The organism is Bacillus cereus group sp. BceL291 (assembly GCF_051776705.1).
GTDB lineage: Bacteria > Bacillota > Bacilli > Bacillales > Bacillaceae_G > Bacillus_A > Bacillus_A cereus.
Genome location: NZ_JBPWAP010000273.1, coordinates 1 through 286 on the forward strand (window position 1 = coordinate 1; position 286 = coordinate 286).

The window sequence follows — 286 nt, forward strand, 5'->3', positions numbered from 1 at the left end:
CAACGTCCTACTCTCACAGGGACAAGGTCCCAACTACCATCGGCGCTAGAGAGCTTAACTTCCGTGTTCGGTATGGGAACGGGTGTGACCTCTCTGCCATCATTACCAGACATTATTCTTTTGAGACAATCATTATTATAACTTATTTACTTTAAAAGTCAACAAGTTTTTTATGTTCTCTCAAAACTAGATAACATTGCTACATATTATATGGTTAAGTCCTCGATCTATTAGTATTCGTCAGCTCCACATGTCACCATGCTTCCACCTCGAACCTATCAACCTG

General features: G+C 40.6%; 1 rRNA gene. It reads right to left on the reverse strand.

What is annotated here, in order from left to right:
* Positions 1–110 (reverse strand): 5S ribosomal RNA (rrf, locus tag ACS2CR_RS34550); the annotation flags it as partial.
* Positions 111–286 lie beyond the last annotated feature (176 nt).